Origin of the sequence: Acinetobacter sp. CIP 102637 (genome assembly GCF_000368425.1) — a bacterium.
Taxonomy (GTDB): domain Bacteria; phylum Pseudomonadota; class Gammaproteobacteria; order Pseudomonadales; family Moraxellaceae; genus Acinetobacter; species Acinetobacter parvus.
Map to the genome: position 1 here is coordinate 1775899 of NZ_KB849435.1, position 16988 is coordinate 1792886.

The window sequence follows — 16988 nt, forward strand, 5'->3', positions numbered from 1 at the left end:
TGATCAGCTACCCCAACAAAACAAGGTGGCTTAACTAGAGCGGAATATCACTTATAAATACGCTTTTAGTTGTTCAAACAAGTGGGACCACCTCTGTCTGACATCGTACAGCAAAACCAGCAAAATGGTTTTTCTGAATTACTTAAGGTCGCTGAAAAACATCATAAAAAGGTCATCGTAATGTCTGAACCTTATGCTTTTAATAAAAACATCAGCCTACTTTTTAAAAGAGCCATGTGGTTGCATCGAGATCTGAACTTACAAAGTTATATGAATAACCCGAAAGCCACTGAACAAAAACGAGCAACAAAAATCATTAACGAGATCGTAAGCAAGCACCCAAATACAATATTACTCACCCAACAAGAACTATTTAGATCAGATCAAATGGCTACAGATACAATCCCATATTCTCTGGATGGTAGACATATCTCGATCATAGGCTCACTTGCTTCTGCCGAATACTTCGAGCAATAAGCAAAATACGAGACCTTAAAACAATTTATTTGGGAGTAGCCCTTATAAAACTAAATTAAATATCAATTAAAGACCCTTCAAAATACATCCCTTTATTATAGAACTGGCATAAATAGTTACGCTCTTTCCCTGCCAGTTTTATCAATTTAGGATGTTCATCGGCTGGATAATTAATCGCCATGTTAATTAATATTTTTTCTTTAACCCATCTGTTTTTGACTTGGTAATAGAATGCATTTTCATCACAATCAATCAAGCTAATACTCGGAAAATTTTTTCTCATAATCTTTTGGCAAGCAACATATGCCACCAAATATTCTAAATTACTGATCTGTTGAAAAATGTCCTTTGTATTTGATTCAGTTGCCTTAATATTCTGAATATACTTTTTAGGTGTTTGTTGAATTGCTAAATATAATTCTTCATACCATTGTTTAAAGAAAATATTATGACCCACGCTTGCTAATAACCAATTTTCTAACACAGGGAAATTCAAATTAGTAGTATTTTTACGACGGTAATAAGCAAAATTCGCGGTCTTTTTTTCAACCATAAGCTCCGAAATCCAGTCGAGACGGTCATATAGGATGATACTTGCATCCAGCCAAATCCCTCCATGATTGTACATTAGATCAAATCTAAGTAAATCAGCTTTTTGCTGGGCCGTTGCATCTTTAAGTTGGCTAAAATCAATATGACTATATTGATTAACATTCTCTGGATTAAGTACAAAAACCTCATATTCAGGATTCTTCTCACGCATCCGATCAATGCATTTCTCAACAAACTCAGGAATATCGTTTTCCCAATACATCCATAACTTTTTTGGTAAAACTATAGTTTCCTCTGTTTGATTAAATGTGAGTAACCCAGCATAGTTATCAATTTTTTTGTTTTTATGCCTAATTTTATACGAATACATCAAATGAAATTTCACTAGATAAAACAATTTCTTAAAGATTTTCATTTAAATACTCAGCTATAAAATGAATACATTAAAGGACTTTTTACTCGCATAATTACAGCGTTTAAGAGAGTAAATTCCTAATCGCATAAAAACGGTCACGCCACATTCTTTTCTGCTTCTTAAAACCATGTGAAGCACTTCTATTTTCCAGTGCTTTGCGCTTAATACCCTGTGTTGCCACAGTGCCTAAAATATCACTATCAATCCCAGCAGGCTGAACAAAAGGCTGCCACACCCCCAATCCTTTGCCATTTTTACTTAACCAGCTTTGAAAAAAGATATCGACTGGCACTTGCATGGTTTTACCAAGCTCAACAAATGCCTCAGCACCTGCTCTTGACCATACTAATCCTACACCACGGATGGGAAAGTAATAAGCATGCCAGATTGTATAACCATCAATCTGAACGATGTCTTTTGCCAATTTCTTCTTTTTTGCAGCAAGATTCACCACATACCATTCGAGTTCTTTATGCTGATCAAGATAGCTGATTAATGAATTAAGCTTTTGTTTAAAGTTTGGTAATACTTGAATATCATCTTCAAGGACAACAAGATAATCCGCATCCGTTTCTAAAAATTTTTTAGCACAACCATAATGGCTGAGATAGCACCCCAACTCAGAACTAATTAAACTACGACCTAATATTTTTTGGGCTGCTGCATCATCATAATTTTCAAATTCGGATAATGCTTTACCACGCCCATCATAAGCAGGGAAACGAGAAAATGCCCAACCCGCTTGTTGCAACTGAGCTGTCGCATTTGCTAAACGCTGATCACTACCCTCTAGATTTATGAGATAAGTAACAACTTTCATCCGATCTTCCTTTGCTTATCCTGCTATCGTCGCTTGGATCTGACTAGGCAAAACATCTTTAAATTTATGAATAAGTGCATGGCGTATATGCTGTTCATCATTCTGTTGCAGTTGGTCCAAACTTTGGATACAACCAAATTTAATATCAGGATTTGATAGAGCCTGAGTAAACGACTCTAAATCACGATGATCTTTTAAATAAGCGATTTCAACATCATCGTTGAGAATTGCTTGGTCATTTTTAATCGCTAGGTGATTAGATAAACCTACAGGTAATATCTGATCGATATTCCTAAATTTAAAGCTAATTTGCTTCTGTAATTGTTGCATATTTTTTTCAAAATAATTGCATAGAAGTATCCGACTCAAGATATGCGGACGATGGTGAATCTCAAAATATTGAGACATGCCAACACAATCTGCACTTAACATTTGCGCCATTGTATATGAGGGTTGTGCCAGTTTTCCAAATTTATTTTGCACAAACTTTCTAACAATATATTTGATTTTTTTTACTAGATTACTTTCCCAATGCCCATACATCACCATTTGACTATCAATTAAAAAGTCTTGTAGATCAGAGGGTTGATTAAAGAAGAAATCATCATTTAAATAAATAAAATAATCTGAAATACTCGGTATATTCCAAAGCATCGTTTCAATACTTAAAGAATTAAACGTCGGCAATGCAAATTCGTATCCTCTAAACAACTCCGTGTGGTCGACCACTCTAATCTTGCCTTTCTCACAGAGATTCTGCTGCTCAAACTGATCCAGCCATTGTGGTGTTTGTTGATCAGTGACTACATAAATTTTCCCGCAATACGGTACAAATTTGAGTATGGAGGCAATACAGAAATAAATTTCATCATTACTCGCAAAACGCGTTGCATCTAAAGCATTTGACGGTGCAGTTTGATTTATAAATTGTTGACGCTTGTTTTTTAACTTAGGATCATTTCCATCCACCCAAGCAATTACGATATCAATAGGTTGTATTGTATCTTTCATAAATCAAACTCTTGTAATGATGTCGTCTTACTTACTGCCAAGACTCTTTGATCCAATCAGAAGGCAATACATAGCGATACCACTTACCACCACCACCAGAAACTGCATCAGGTGGATTAATTTCGCCATGGAAAATAATAATTTTGGCATCTTTAGGTTTTACAGGCGGCTTAAAATACGCCAATGGAATTTTTTGCAGACAATGATATTTATAGCTCTTACACCAGGCATCATTCCAATAACTAAGTGTACTATGCTCATGTACAAACCAAGAAAGATATTCTTGTTCATTGCGGAATTTCTGCCGAATTTCATCAAAATGTTTGCGAAAATACGGCAATATTTCAGGAAAAGCACCGAGTTTAAAACGATACACCGAGCTATTACCGGTAATACGCCACGGACGTTTCCAATCATGAATGATGAAAAATTCACCTTGTTCTTGGAAAAAGCAGTCAATATTATCGACAATCACCACATCTAAATCTAAAAATAAAGCATCGCCTTTTAGTCCATATAAATCTGGTTCAAAAGTAGACAGTTTATTCCAACCACGTTCAGGTGCGCCTGCGGGTAAATCCAGCGATGGAATCGGAAAACATTGTACATTCAGGTCAATACCTTCGCTAATATCGGTCAGACAAACCATTTTGAACGGTAAGGTCAGATGGCGCTGTACCATGTTATACAGGCGATTGACGTATTCAGCACCGTATTTGGTTCCCCACTTCATACATATGATAATATTATCCTGTTGAGGTTCTGGTGAGTTTTGCTGAATATTTGACATCTTATATTACCCAAATAATTTTTTAATTTTAGCACTCAACCCATGAACAAAACGATGTTTTGCATTCGCCTTATCACTAGTCAAAAAATTAATTTGAATCGATTGGCGTTGTCCCTCATACGGAACATAACCATGCCAACCATTATCAGTCACCTTAAATGCAACCAGCGTACCTGGACCTGCATTAATTTCTTCTACATAATTTTCTATATTTTTTTCGTCATTCAGGATTCGTAAACGTCCTGTTGGTGCATCCCAAGATTCATTTAGATAAATTAAAATGGTCACTAGTTTAGTTTTAGAATCGGAGTGAATACGACCATCTTTTTGACGAGAATAACCACGTAAAGTAATCATCATTGGATGTTCCATGACATCCACATCAAACTTTTCAGTCAAAATTTGACGAAACTCTTTACAATCTAGTGACTTCAAAAACCGATCAAAATGCGGTTTGAGTTCAACATCATTAATGTTATAGCTCCCACCCTGCTCAATCTTTGGAAAGTCCTGTATCACAGATTGAACTTCACTATCTTGTAACGCATTTTCCACAACAAAATATGGATAAGGTGAAGTAGAAACCCCCGCTTCTTTTAAAGCATCTAATTTTAAAATATGAGCCATAGTTATAATTCAACTGAATGGTATAGTTGCGAGGAATTATAACGTAAAAAAGTCATTTATGTTACGTGGACAAGAGCAATCAATAAAATTCCTATGCACGACATATACACGTCAATTCACCCCAAACAAGTCTCTGGTATAGATCTTTTCCATCACATCACTGAACATAGGCACCATCCGATTGACAATGATGAGATCAGACAGTGATTTAAACTTTTGTAGACTGGACTCAACAGGATGACCTAGATACTCACTTACATCCAGAGTTGGTTCATAAATAACAATTTTCACTCCCTGATCAGCCAGTCCCTGCAAAACATCATGTACCGCAGATTCCCTGAAATTATCGGAATCAGCTTTCATGGTGAGTCTGTAGATGCCAACACAGGATACATCTCGTCTTAAAATATCATCCACAATCGCCTGCTTACGGGTTTGGTTGGATCGGATAATGGCTGAAATCAACTCTTGTGGTGTTTCATGATAATTGGCAAGCAACTGCTTGGTATCTTTTGGCAGACAATAACCACCATAGCCGAAAGATGGATTGTTATAGTGATCACCAATACGTTGATCTAAACCCACGCCCGTAACAATGTCCAAAGTACTTAATCTGTTTTTTAAGCAATAGGTATCCAGTTCATTGAAGAAAGCCACACGCATGGCTAAGTAAGTATTGGAAAATAGTTTAATCGCCTCGGCTTCTGTCGAATCCACACATAGAATCACTGCATCTTTTTTAATGCTTGCCTTAAGATAGAGCTTGGCTATCTTTTCAGCCCGCTTTGACTTTTCCCCCACAACAATTCTTGATGGATATAAATTATCCTGTAGCGCCTGCCCCTCCCTCAGAAACTCAGGAGAAAAGATCAGGTTTTTAAGACCTAAACGTTTGGATAGCTCAGCCGTATAGCCAACTGGAATGGTCGATTTTAAAACAATCAAGGCTTTGGGGTTAATTGCCTGAATATCAGCAATCACGTTTTCTATACTTGAGGTGTCAAAATAATTGGTTTCAGAATTATAGTTGGTTGGTGTTGCGATAATGATCAGCTTGGCATGTTGATAAGCCAGCGCTTTATCACAAGTTGCATCAAGGTTAGATTCGGATAGATAGTTTTGAATACAGGAATCACTGATCGGTGAAATTCGCTGGTTAATATTTTTCACTCTAGCCTGGTCAATATCAAGCACAGTGACATCGTGTTGTCTTGAAAATAATAATGCATTTGATAGGCCCACATAGCCTGCTCCAACCACCGTAATTTTCATTATTGCTCTATTTTGCTTCGCTTTAGAGACAACTTAGTTCAGTTAAATGAAAGATTGATGATGCTTTGATTGCAGTCTATTGACAATTTGGTAATAAAAAAGCGAAGCCTAAGCCTCGCTCTTTCAAACATTTGGACTTACTTCACATAAGTCAGCCAATCTGCATATTTGTCATTACGACCTTGAACCGCATCAAAGAAAGTCTTCTGAATCACAGTGGTGATCGGACCACGTGAACCACAACCGATTTCACGGTCATCATATTCACGAATTGGTGTCACTTCCGCTGCTGTACCTGTAAAGAATGCTTCATCAGCGATATAGAACTCATCACGGGTGATGCGGCGTTCAACCACTTCATAGCCCAAGTCTTTGGCAATGGTAATCACGGTTTGGCGGGTAATGCCCTCAAGTGCCCCACCAGCCAAATCAGGCGTATGTAACACGCCATCCTTGATCAGGAATACGTTCTCACCTGCACCCTGACATACAAAGCCCTGTGGATCAAGCAACATGGCTTCGTCATAACCTGAACGCGCCACTTCCTGATGTGCTAGGATTGATACCGTATAGTTACCACAGGCTTTTGCCTTACACATGGTCACGTTTGGATGGTGGTGGGTAAATGATGAGGTTTTAACACGAATACCACGTGCCATTGCCTCTTCACCAAGGTATGCACCCCAGCCCCACGCGGCAACCGCAGCATGGATGGTATTGTCAGTCGCGGCAATTCCCAGCTTCTCAGAACCAATCCAGATCAATGGACGCAAGTAGCAGGATGCCAATTTGTTTTCACGTACAACGTCAATTTGTGCCTGTTCCAATGTCGCTTGATCAAATGGAACATTCATTTGATAAATTTTTGCTGAATTTAACAAGCGCTTGGTATGGTCTTGTAAACGGAAGATTGCAGTACCATTTGGGGTTTCATAAGCACGGACACCTTCAAAAACACCCATACTGTAGTGCAGTGTGTGTGTTAAGACGTGGATTTTTGCATCACGCCAATCAACCAATTTTCCATCTTGCCAAATAAAACCATCACGATCAGCCAAATTCATGGCACATACTCCAAATTTTTACACAATCATTTTTTGTAACCCCCTTTAATTCCCCCTTGATAAGGGGAAAACAAAAGGGTTTGAATAAAGTTACAAAAAATTTATTCAAAATCTAATGCAATAATTGCACTCGGATCAATTAATCTTTGCCATAACTTGTAAACGATCTCACGGGTATCGTGCCAGTCCGCAGCATTGACTTGCATAGATTGATTTGCAAGGGCTAGACGGTGGCTCTCGGCTCGTTCACGGAGATAAGCTTGTATGAGTGCTGTGGCATCTTCACTGGATAAGCAGCCTGCTTGAGCAGCATCTTCAAGAATTCTTACATTGTCGGAAAAATGGGCGAGATCTGGATTCGTCCCACTCCATGCAAGCACTGCATACTGTGCCATAAATTCGATGTCAACGATACCACCTGAGTCCTGTTTTAAATGAAAAATCCCATGTTTTTTTTGCTCTGTCGATGAACCAAGGTGATCTTTCATTTTTTGACGCATTTTCAGCACTTCCTGACGAACTTCATTTTCATCACGGACTTGGGTCAGAATCTGGCAACGAATCTGTTCAAACTGCTGGCATAAATCGGTATCACCCGCGATTGAACGTGCCCGAACCAGCGCCTGATGCTCCCATAACCATGCACTTTTTTGCTGATAGTGTTCATAGGCTTTTAGGCTGGTGACCAGCATCCCTGCCTCACCTGACGGTCGAAGCCGTGTATCAATTTCATACACGCGTCCATCCAGCGTTTGCGTGGTCATCAGGGACATAAACTTTTGTGCCACCCGAATGGCGAACTCGGCCCCACTAATGCTTTTCTTGCCATCAGTTTCACTCTGTTCCTCAAGGGCATGGATAAATACCAGATCAAGGTCAGAACCATAGCCCAACTCAATCCCACCCAGCTTGCCATAACCAATCACCGCAAAACCTTTGGCATCGAGTCGACAGCGCTGACCATTGATTCCAACAGGATAGCCATGCCGTTCCACCACCGCCTGATAGGCTAAATTTAAAGTTGCCTGAACGCTGACTTCGGCAATATCAGTTAAGGCATCGGAAACTTTCATCAGTGGACTTTCAGCCAGCACATCACTGGCGGCAACGGTCAATACATTGCTCTTTTTAAATAAGCGCAATACCCGCATCTGGTCTTCGACCTGATCAATCTCAATACGTAGTAATTGCTGGCGTAATGAATCCTCTAAATCCTTGCGTTGCGGCAAGCCAAAATCCATCGACAAGAATTCATCCAGCAACACTGGATATTGCGCCAGTTCCTCACAAATCCACGGACTCACCGTTGCCATTTTGACCAGTCGCTGCAAGGCACCACGGCTCTCCATCAACATCACCAAATACACGGTACGGCGCAGCACTGACTCCACCAAGGGCATTAATCGTAACAAAGCGACTTGTGGTTGCGGTGACTGTAAGATTGCCTCGATCAAATGCGGCCAAAATTTCTTTAATCGCTCCAAAGCGCTGGCTGGGATTTTGCGTAGTGCTTGCCCATGCCAGAAATTTTGAATCAAATTCTTGGCATCTTCATCCAGCACCGTGTTGAGACGCTGTTCCAACTGTGAAAAATCATCAATCGGTGCAGAAAACTCCTGTTCCTGAATCAGTTGCTTGAACTGAACTTTCACCTTGTCACGCTTCTGGTTCAACACATCGAGAAAGGCTTGCCAATCTGCAAAGCCCAAAGTCTCAATCATGCGCTGCCTTAATTCAGGTTCATTTGGCAGGGACTGGGTTTGCTGATCATTCAATGCCTGAATAGCATGCTCAACCCGTCTTAAAAACAGGTAGGCATCTTCAAGGTCAATCACCGCCTGCTGATCCAGTAATTCAGCCTCACCGAGATGATGTAAATTGACCAGACATTGACGGTCCTGTAACTCACGTTTTGAGCCACCATAAATCAGCTGAAATACTTGGACGATAAATTCAATTTCACGGATACCACCAGCACCGAGCTTGATATCATCCTCAATATTACGGCGCATCACCTCACGTTCGATCATGGCTTTCATTTCACGCATTGCGGCAAAGGCGGAATAATCCACATAACGGCGGAAAACAAATGGACGCGCCATTTCCATCAGTTCAGCGCCCGACTTGCCACCTGTAATCACGCGTGCCTTGATCCAGGCATAACGCTCCCATTCACGTCCATGCTGGCTTAAATATTTTTCCAGTCCCGTATGGCTAATCGCCAAGGCAGAACCATCCCCCCAAGGACGTAAACGCATATCAACACGGAATACAAAACCATCCGCACTAATGTGATCCAGCAAGTAAATCAGCTTTTGTCCCCAGAGAATGCAGAACTGCTGTACATCTATACACTTACGACCATTGGTTTCACCCTGTTCATCAAAGGCAAATATCAGGTCAATGTCACTGGAAAGATTCAGCTCCTGCGCACCCAACTTCCCCATACCAATCACAATCAAGTCCTGAACCTGACCTGAATAGCCTATCGGTTCGCCATGTTTTGCAATCAGGGGAACAAGTGCAAATGCCTTGGCTGCACAGATACAGGCATCGGCAAAATCAGAAAGTTCACGGGTCAGGGTAACGACATTGGTGAGTTGATTGGCATCCTGCCAAATCCAGCGAAACATCAGTCTGGCACGTAGAATACGCAAGGCTTTCATCCAGGCCTGCTCATCAGTTAAATCTATGACAGCATGCTGGACTTTCTGGTGGATACTTTCAGTTGAAAGCGAATCAAGAAATTGATCTTCCAAGTAGTCTTGTTCTAGGGTCTGTTGAGAATTACCGAGAGTTAATTACACTCGCGCACAATTGAATCATGGCTTCAAAACTCGTATCTGTTTTACAACTACGCATCGCTATACGTTTAAATTCTTTTAACTTACAGAAATAGTTTTCAATGAGATGACGCCATTTATACATAATCGTATCAAATGCTCTCATTACTTTTCGATTAGATTTGGGTGGGATCACCACTTTCACTTTACGTTCATTGAGTTCTTGGATGAGCCAATCTGCATCAAATGCTTTATCAGCCAGTAATGCTTGAAAATCAATATCTTCAATTAAAGGTTTGGTTTCTACTAAATCGTGATATTGACCAGGCATTAATCGAAACTTAATGAGGTTGCCTAGACTATCCACTAAGGCAAGAATTTTACAGGTCATTCCACCTCGAGATTTACCTATAGACTGTTTGAAAGTCCCCCTTTTGCACCTTGCCCATGTCGATGAACTTTAACAATCGTTCCATCAATCATGGCGTATTCCAAATCAACATCTTCATTTACAGATGCAAAAATAGTTTCAAATACACCAGCTTTCACCCAGTCACGGTATCTTTTAAACACGGTATTCCATTTGCCAAAATGAGCAGGTAGATCACGCCATGGACTGCCTGTACGGGCAATCCATAGGACTGCTTCTAAAAATAATCGATTATCTTTTCCACTACGACCTCGATCGGTCACTTTACCTAGGCAAAAAGGTTCCATTTTTGCCCATTGGGCATCAGTAAGTATGTATCTATCCATAGTACTATTATAAATTAATCAGTAGCCTTTGTTAATTCTCAACAAGCCCTAATTGTGTCTGGTATAAATTTAAAACTTGCTCAGCATATTGGCTTGCAACCAAGGTTTTTTGTCGCTGTTCCACATTCATATAAAAAAGCTCGACTAATGTCATGTCATCTCAGATCATTTATATCAGTTACGAGCTTATCTTTAAAATCTGTTTAGGCTAATTTTTCCTTGGCTTTAGGTTGTTCAACACATACATCCATGTGCTCACCTGCGGCTGGCAACAGCACCTTAAAGGTGGTTCCCTCACCCTCTTTCGAGCTGACGCTAATTTCGCCATGATTTAAATCGACAAAACGCTTGCACAAGGTCAAGCCTAAGCCTGCACCCTTTTCACCTGCTGTACCTTTTAAGCTGACAGTTAGGCGAGGATGGAACAACTCTGCCATTTGCTCATCGGTCATACCCAAACCTGTATCCTGAATATAAATGGCAACATGGCGACCCTGCTTTTCCGCGCGAATCGACACTACGCCTAAACCATCTATATCGGTAAATTTCAAGGCATTCGACACCAGATTCTGAATCAGGGAAGTAACCATATTCATATCAGCATAGGCCTTGATATGTTCTGGCACATCATTGATCAGGTTTATATTTTTCTTGACCGCAAGCGTCCTTAAAACATCCGTGACAATGGTGGTCACTTGTCTTAACTTAAACTCAATAGGATAAGCGCTAAAGCGTCCACCCTCGGCCATTGACCAATTTAATAAACTTTCCAGCAGGTTATAGGTCGACTGGGCAGTATCATAAAGATAGTCTGCAATATTCTGGACACTTGCCTCATCCAGTGTGTCACGCTCTTTTGCCAGAATCTCGGAAAAACCCAGCAAGCCATGAAATGGCGCACGGAGGTCATGGGAAATAATGGAGAAGAACTTGGTTTTACTAAAATTAAGCGCCACTTCCTGTTGGTATAATTCTTTTAATTCGTCATGGTTAAACTTCAATTCCAGTTGCTGCATGAAACTGACACAATGGGCCTGCAACAATTGTTTTTGTAAGTCGGTAAATTCCTGAGCCGCTTCATCGAATAAAATCACATAACCCAAGGCAGTCTGATTGGGATGTCTGAGTTGCAGGGCGATTGCGGTTTGCGCTTTTCGCTTAAGTGAAGCCAGAAAAGCCAGCAATGTTGGATATTGTGGATGTTTACAGTCAATCAGGTCATCATTCACAAATAAGGTATTTAAGCTCTTGGTAATTTTTGAAGAATCAATCACTCTTAATTTTTCAGGGCAACAATGCCAAAGATAAGGTTCCTGATGAAAAACAAGCAATGCGGTATTGGCCTGCATCAGGTTTCGGTTAAACTGCAAAAATTGCTCAAGCAAGTTTTGTTCTGAAGTTATACCTAAAGAAAGAGAAATTTTACAAGCACTTAACTTATCAGCCTGATGTAATTCTAATAGTTGAATCGCCATGCTCGCCTCTCGAATATTATCGTTATGACATGTATGTAGGTTTTATTTAAAAAAGAATGAGAAAATCATCCCCACTATTAACAAACTTTAACATAAAAGACAATTATTGATTAGATCAATTCGCAACAAAACATGACTTTTCAACAAAAATTTATTTCTGCTTATAAAACAAGCAACTTCGCCATCTCTAAACATTTTTATGAAAACACATAAAAAATCTATAAATTGCTCTAAAATTCAACAACTGATCATTATGCATGATTGACAACTGCTTTAAACAGGGTATTATACGCAGCACAAAGCATCGCACTCTTCCCGAGGTGGTGAAATTGGTAGACGCGGCGGACTCAAAATCCGCTGTCAGAGATGACGTGTCGGTTCGAGTCCGACCCTCGGGACCAAGATTTCAAAAACCCCAAACTGGCATTAAAAGTTTGGGGTTTTTTATTTTAGGGATAAACCTTGGAAAGATGCTGTTCTGATTCGATATGGAAAAGAAATTATGCAACTCTCTGACTTCTCTTTTGATCTTCCTGATGAACTGATTGCACGTTATCCATTAGAAAGCCGCAGCGCCTCACGCCTACTGCATATCGACCCACAGGGTCATTACCATGACCATGTCTTTACCGATATCCTGAATTTACTGGAAGATGGTGATTTATTGGTGCTAAATGACACCAAGGTCATGAAAGCACGCTTAAAAGGAAAGCGTGCCACAGGCGGTGCCATTGAAGTTCTGGTTGAACGGATGCTAGATACCCGCACCGCTCATTGCCACATTAAGTCAAGCAACTCACCCAAGGCTGGTGCAGAGCTATATATTGGTGAAGATGCCATTCCTGTGACAGTACAGGGTCGCCATGAAAACCTGTTTATCGTTGAGTTTTCACAACCAATTTTATCTGTGCTTGATCAATATGGCCAGTTGCCAATCCCCCCGTATTTTAACCGTGAAGCTGAAGAGATTGATACTGAGCGTTATCAAACGGTATTTCACGACCCTGAAAAAATTGCCAGTGTAGCAGCCCCAACAGCAAGCCTGCATTTCGACCAAAATCTATTGGAAAAATTGGCAGCCAAAGGTGTGCAAAAAACCTTTGTGACCCTGCATGTCGGTGCTGGGACATTTATGCCTGTACGCACCACCGACATCACCAATCATATTATGCACAGTGAATGGTGTGATGTGCCACAGGCAACCATTGACCTGATTTTGGAAACCAAGGCGCGTGGCAATAAAGTCATTGCTGTGGGTACAACTGCAACCCGTGCCCTTGAAAGTGCAGCGCAAGCCAATCAAGGTCAGATTGCAGCCTGGACAGGTGATACACAAATCTTTATCTATCCAGGTTATCAATTCTGTATCGTGGATCGACTGATCACCAATTTCCATTTACCAGAATCCACCTTGTTGATGCTGGTTTCAGCCTTATCAAATCGAGAAAATATTTTAGCGGCCTATCAACATGCTGTTGAACAGCGCTATCGTTTCTTTAGTTATGGCGATGCGATGCTGGTTGATAAACTAGAAATTTAAAGAATATAAAGATAGGCTAAATCAAGGTTTAGCCTATTGCTTCATAAAAATAAATTGAATGATAGGAAATTTACTTTGGGATAAACAACAATCAGATTCACATGCCACTTCTTGGTTTATGAAAGTTAAAGCATAATTAAACGATCTTAGCCTTATTACAATGAATTGATCCTCTCCATGCCGATCGACACCGTCCAAGAAGCCCTACATATAAGACGCAAAAAAAATGCCCAGGTTTTTCGCAATATTGCCCGACTTTGGGAGATCGGGCAAAAATCACATAACGATCAGGAATTGCTGGATGCGTTGCATCCTTGGCGTGAGGATCATGGTTTACGCTTTTTTAATGTACTGCCTTATCTATTGGCAATTACCAGTATTAGTACACTCATTTTTGGCTATTTTCTTCATCCCCATATTCAGTTTATCTGGAGTTTTCTGGGGGCTTTTTTAACAGGCTTTTTAGCCTATTTACTCTATGAACCCAAAGAACCATTGACACAGGTCATCAATTATCTGGAACAGCGCATGACTGTATTGCGTTATGGTTTACTGTTTCAACAGTTGCCTGCCTACCTGCCCATACAGGCACAACCCCTCCTGGTGATGAGCAGGTTAAAGCAGTACTTTCCACTGTTTAACCGTGGCACTGAATCTAACGAAATTACGCAATATGCTTCAACTACATGGCATGATGGCATAACAGAACATCAGGTTCTGCTTTTTCAATACCACTACATCAGTGAAATGCCAATTTTTCAGGAAAACAATGAGAAAAAAATCGTAAAAGAAATTCATAAGGATTTGTGGGGGGCTTTTATCTTTCAGATACCTGCGTTGGGTGTCGCGGTGAGCAATCAGCGTTCACGTTTTTTTGCGCCCTATACCAACTCATGGCAAAGCAGCGATATTTTAATCAACCAGAAACTTAAAATTTTCGGTCTTGACCAGCATCAGCTCGCCAAGGAAGTTGGCCCCAGTATGACCTTAAAATTGCATGATTTTTTTGAACATTTTTCAGGTGATTTAATTTATCATCATGAAGAGCAAATTTTGTGTTACCTCGGCGAACAAAACCTTTTCCAAACCGCCAGTAAACGCAGTGAAATTCATAATATTTCAGCATTGCGTGGACATTTACGTACCATGACCATGCCGCAATATCAAAAGTTTCAACAACTGATGCTGAATTTAATTAGCTAGTAATCTGGCGATAACAATAAGAGGAATAGCGATGACAGGTTTACTGATCTTCCTGGGAATTTTTGTTGTGATCATAGTGTGGGGTGTTTATACACGAAACAACATCGTGCGTTACTTTAATGCCACCAAACGTGCTTGGTCTGAAGTTGCAAATTTTGAACGTCAAAAAGTCAAAACGCTAGAAGCCTTAGAGGTAACGCTGGCCCAATACACCCAGTTTGAAAAATCGACACTGGAAAAAGTCACTGAGCTACGTCAACAGATTCTCAATTTAAATATGAATGACACGGATATTTCCCAGTTACAGCACATTGAAAAAATGAGTAAGGAACTGATCCGTAGCCTCAATGTCGTGGTTGAGAACTATCCCGAACTCAAAGCCGATGCGCTGTATAGCAAGATGATGGATGATATTCAGGAACAAAATGAAAATGTCGGTGCTGCCATTACCATCTTTAACCGTAACGTAGAATTATTTAATAACCAGATCGAGGTGTTCCCCAACAACCTGATCAATACCCTAACCTTATCCAAGAAAACCATTCGCCCGTTTAAGGATAATCTTGCGACAGATAATTTCGACTATAAGCCGAATTTTTAAAATTCCCCTCAGTCCCCCTTTTTCAAAGCAGGATCATCAAGTTCTAATTTTACCCCCTCTAGATCTCCCCCTTATCAGGGGGAGACTTCTCAAGAATCCTATAAAGAATTGATTTAAATGGTGTTTCTCCACCTTTTCAAGGGGGAGGCTAGGAGGGGGTTACAGATTGTAGATACCTATGCTTTTTCAAAGGGGGGACTTTTCCACACATCACCAACCAATATTCAGCCACTTCATACAGAAAACTTTTTTATTTTATCCCTCGCTACATTTAGTAGTAGAACTACACGCCATAATCAAGGAAAATAGCCGCTTTTGATCAGCGAACTGTTTTTTCGCCTTGCGCTGCGCTCAAAGCAGTGCTTCGATCTTGCTCAGGATGTGTCATGAAATTTGAAAAATTAGGTCAGTCGGGACGTGCCCGTCGTGGTCGATTAACGTTAGAACATGGTGTGGTTGAAACACCTGTGTTTATGCCCGTGGGTACCTACGGTACAGTGAAAGGTATGTTACCTCGTGACATTGAAGAGATTCAGGCAAAGATTATTTTGGGAAATACTTTCCATTTATATTTACGTCCTGGCTTGGAAGTAATTAAGGAGCATGGCGGCCTACATGAGTTTATCCAATGGGATAAACCAATTTTGACCGACTCAGGTGGTTTTCAGGTGTTTAGCCTGGGTGCAATGCGTAAAATCAAGGAAGAGGGCGTGACTTTCCGCTCGCCTATCGACGGTTCGAAAGTGTTCCTGTCTCCTGAAATTTCAATGGAGATTCAAAGTGTACTCAATTCAGACATCGTGATGATCTTTGATGAGTGTACACCCTACCCTGCAACCCATGAAGAAGCGCAAAAATCATTGCAGCTTTCCTTACGCTGGGCAAAACGTTGTAAAACCCACCACCATGATGAACTTAAGAATAAAAATGCCTTATTCGGCATTATTCAGGGTGGCATGTACGAAGACCTGCGTGATGAGTCACTCAACGGCCTGTTAGAGGTTGGCTTTGATGGCTATGCGATTGGTGGTTTATCGGTGGGTGAACCGAAAGAAGAAATGATCAAGGTGCTTGATTATTTACCAAACAAAATGCCACAGGATAAACCACGTTATTTGATGGGTGTTGGTAAACCAGAAGACATCGTTGAAGCCGTTCGCCGTGGTGTCGATATGTTCGACTGCGTGATGCCAACTCGTAATGCCCGTAATGGCCATTATTTTGTCACTGATGGTCTGGTCAGAATCCGTAACAGTAAATATCGTCATGATAAAGGACCTTTAGATCCACATTGTGACTGCTACACTTGTAAAAATTTCACCCGTGCCTATTTATATCATTTAGAGAAATGTGGTGAGATGCTGGCCTCCATGCTTGGCACCATCCATAACCTGCGTTACTACCAGCGCCTGACACAGGGCATGCGTGATGCACTGGATAATGGCACATTTGATGACTATGTTCAGGACTTTTATGGGCGTCGTGGACTGGAAGTTCCACCCTGCCCTGAAGACTAATGTGAAGTAAGTGCATCAAGATTTGCGCCTGACCGCAAGACAGGGTACATTGCAAAACGAATTGGAATTTATTGTTAATTTTTTG

General features: G+C 40.6%; 14 protein-coding genes, 1 tRNA gene and 2 pseudogenes. 6 read left to right on the top strand and 11 right to left on the bottom strand.

Annotated elements, in window-relative coordinates:
• The first annotated feature begins 81 nt into the window (after positions 1-81).
• The gene (locus F967_RS11525; protein ID WP_004757174.1) at positions 82-477 is read left to right on the top strand and encodes an SGNH hydrolase domain-containing protein; all 396 of its coding nucleotides are present in this window, start codon (positions 82-84) and stop codon (positions 475-477) included.
• A 55-nt stretch (positions 478-532) separates the two neighbouring features.
• Here F967_RS11525 and F967_RS11530 read toward each other — a convergent pair whose 3' ends face one another.
• The 11 genes and pseudogenes from F967_RS11530 to F967_RS11580 all read right to left on the bottom strand — a co-directional run bounded on the left by F967_RS11530 (position 533) and on the right by F967_RS11580 (position 12042).
• A complete protein-coding gene (locus F967_RS11530) occupies positions 533-1444 on the bottom strand; it encodes a capsular polysaccharide synthesis protein (RefSeq protein ID WP_004675540.1) in 912 nt (303 codons plus the stop codon).
• A 61-nt stretch (positions 1445-1505) separates the two neighbouring features.
• Positions 1506-2264, bottom strand: coding sequence for a glycosyltransferase family 25 protein (locus tag F967_RS11535; protein ID WP_004675538.1), 759 nt, complete (start codon positions 2262-2264; stop codon positions 1506-1508).
• Between the two features lie 15 nt (positions 2265-2279).
• Positions 2280-3275, bottom strand: a complete 996-nt coding sequence (locus tag F967_RS11540; protein ID WP_004675536.1) for a Stealth CR1 domain-containing protein — start codon at positions 3273-3275, stop codon at positions 2280-2282.
• 31 nt (positions 3276-3306) lie between these two features.
• On the bottom strand, positions 3307-4065 hold the full coding sequence (locus tag F967_RS11545; RefSeq protein WP_004675534.1) for a hypothetical protein: 759 nt from the start codon (positions 4063-4065) through the stop codon (positions 3307-3309).
• Between the two features lie 6 nt (positions 4066-4071).
• Complete coding sequence (locus tag F967_RS11550) at positions 4072-4692, bottom strand: 2OG-Fe(II) oxygenase (protein WP_004675532.1); 621 nt, start codon at positions 4690-4692, stop codon at positions 4072-4074.
• 111 nt (positions 4693-4803) lie between these two features.
• Entirely contained in the window at positions 4804-5964 is a 1161-nt protein-coding gene (locus F967_RS11555) for a nucleotide sugar dehydrogenase (protein WP_004757172.1), read from the bottom strand.
• 137 nt (positions 5965-6101) lie between these two features.
• Complete coding sequence (locus tag F967_RS11560) at positions 6102-7028, bottom strand: branched-chain amino acid transaminase (RefSeq protein WP_004683158.1); 927 nt, start codon at positions 7026-7028, stop codon at positions 6102-6104.
• A 101-nt stretch (positions 7029-7129) separates the two neighbouring features.
• Positions 7130-9823, bottom strand: a pseudogene (gene glnE, locus F967_RS11565) (bifunctional [glutamate--ammonia ligase]-adenylyl-L-tyrosine phosphorylase/[glutamate--ammonia-ligase] adenylyltransferase); the annotation flags it as partial.
• Positions 9816-10567 (bottom strand): IS5 family transposase gene (locus F967_RS13965; RefSeq protein WP_155756412.1). Its coding sequence is split into 2 segments (ribosomal slippage): positions 9816-10231 and positions 10231-10567, totalling 753 coding nucleotides; the frame shifts between segments, so codons are not numbered across the junction. The pseudogene glnE and the gene F967_RS13965, both read right to left, overlap by 8 nt.
• A gap of 49 nt (positions 10568-10616) precedes the next feature.
• Positions 10617-10697: pseudogene (locus F967_RS14645) on the bottom strand (hypothetical protein); the annotation flags it as partial.
• 73 nt (positions 10698-10770) lie between these two features.
• Positions 10771-12042, bottom strand: a complete 1272-nt coding sequence (locus F967_RS11580) for a sensor histidine kinase (RefSeq protein ID WP_004762073.1) — start codon at positions 12040-12042, stop codon at positions 10771-10773.
• Positions 12043-12356: 314 nt separating this feature from the next.
• Between F967_RS11580 and F967_RS11585 the strand changes: the two genes are divergently transcribed.
• The 5 genes from F967_RS11585 to tgt all read left to right on the top strand — a co-directional run bounded on the left by F967_RS11585 (position 12357) and on the right by tgt (position 16903).
• Positions 12357-12443 (top strand) — tRNA-Leu (locus F967_RS11585).
• 101 nt (positions 12444-12544) lie between these two features.
• Entirely contained in the window at positions 12545-13582 is a 1038-nt protein-coding gene (queA, locus tag F967_RS11590) for a tRNA preQ1(34) S-adenosylmethionine ribosyltransferase-isomerase QueA (RefSeq protein ID WP_004800037.1), read from the top strand.
• Positions 13583-13759: 177 nt separating this feature from the next.
• Positions 13760-14785, top strand: coding sequence for a hypothetical protein (locus tag F967_RS11595; RefSeq protein WP_004762075.1), 1026 nt, complete (start codon positions 13760-13762; stop codon positions 14783-14785).
• Positions 14786-14816: 31 nt separating this feature from the next.
• A complete protein-coding gene (locus F967_RS11600; RefSeq protein WP_004762077.1) occupies positions 14817-15386 on the top strand; it encodes a LemA family protein in 570 nt (189 codons plus the stop codon).
• A 386-nt stretch (positions 15387-15772) separates the two neighbouring features.
• Positions 15773-16903 carry a tRNA guanosine(34) transglycosylase Tgt gene (gene tgt, locus F967_RS11605; protein ID WP_004800039.1) on the top strand — a complete coding sequence of 377 codons (1131 nt, stop codon included), beginning with the start codon at positions 15773-15775 and terminating at the stop codon, positions 16901-16903.
• Positions 16904-16988: the final 85 nt, after the last annotated feature.